The sequence below is a fragment of the Arsenophonus nasoniae DSM 15247 genome (genome assembly GCF_000429565.1).
Lineage (GTDB): Bacteria > Pseudomonadota > Gammaproteobacteria > Enterobacterales > Enterobacteriaceae > Arsenophonus > Arsenophonus nasoniae.
This window is the reverse complement of the sequence record NZ_AUCC01000295.1, coordinates 1-1,026: the sequence shown is the minus strand read 5'-3', so window position 1 is coordinate 1,026 and position 1,026 is coordinate 1. Positions and strand designations below refer to the sequence as shown.

Annotated in this window: 2 protein-coding genes; one reads left to right on the top strand and one right to left on the bottom strand. The window is 37.8% G+C overall.

Annotated elements, in window-relative coordinates; all coding sequences use genetic code 11:
- The coding region (locus G468_RS22085; protein ID WP_169719238.1) for an antA/AntB antirepressor family protein at positions 1-401 on the bottom strand (401 nt) is incomplete at its 3' end.
- Between the two features lie 101 nt (positions 402-502).
- Here G468_RS22085 and G468_RS0118580 point away from each other — a divergent pair.
- Complete coding sequence (locus G468_RS0118580) at positions 503-862, top strand: CCDC90 family protein (protein WP_026824221.1); 360 nt, start codon at positions 503-505, stop codon at positions 860-862.
- Positions 863-1,026 lie beyond the last annotated feature (164 nt).

Below are 1,026 nucleotides of genomic sequence, written 5' to 3'. Positions count from 1 at the left end.
TGTTGAACTTTCTCTGCCATTTCAGCAGCAAGCCGTAGTGCATCAGGAAGTGTTTGTGGAATAACATGTGTAGCCGTTTTTGCCTGTCTCTCACATTCAATAAAATACTGTCTGGCATGTTTGCCTTTTTCGTTACGCTCTACCATTGATAGCTCTTTCGCCATATCGAGGGAAATGTGGTATTCCTTTGCTGGACGCCCGCCATTTGGGGTTTTTCCTAAAATTACGATAAAGTCCTGACTCTCAATAAAAGCGTATTGTTGAATGCGATCTTTTATCCAGTCTGCAAACTTCTGTTTACTTTCCAAAAACGCATGTAGATCACGAGCATTTACCGTCTGGATTAATTCGCCGTTGATGTTTTTTGTTTCGATAGTGATTAGTTGATGTAATTTAGACATAAAAATATTTCTCCGTAGTTAAACTAATTAAGCTATTAACGTGAAAGATTTTGCAGATCGAACCCTAAACCCGTTATACTTACCAAAAAGGAGGATTTCCTATGGGTCAGGTTGCATTTGATACACAAGAATTTGTCGAAACATTAGAGAATGCAGGTTTGCCAAAAGAGCAGGCAAAAGCCATTTCTATTGCTGTACGTAAGTCACATGAGGTTGCTGATGTAGCCACCAAGCAAGATATTGCAGAAGTAAATCGCAATATTGCTGATGTTCGTAAAGACTTATCTGCTGAAATCGCTGATGTTCGCAAAGATATGGAATTAGTCCGCAAAGATTTATCTTCTGACATAGCCTTAATTCGCAAAGATGTTGAACATATTGCTACTGGACTGCTTTTAAAGCTCGGTAGTGTGATAGTTTTGACTATTAGTGCTGCAACAGCAATAATAAAATTCTTTTAATTCTTGTACTATAATTACCATTGGGTTGTGAGCTTAATGGTATAGCAGAGGATTTAATTCTTTGGTTGTAGGTTCAAATCTTGCACAGTCCGCCAATTTCACTGTATATCTTCATCAGTCTGTGATTCTCTTTCTTAAGACGATCATTTTCATTTGTTAAGCAC

Coding starts and splice junctions, on each gene's coding strand:
- G468_RS0118580 (WP_026824221.1), top strand. CDS start 503: ATGGGTCAGGTTGCATTTGATACACAAGAATTTGTCGAAACATTAGAG.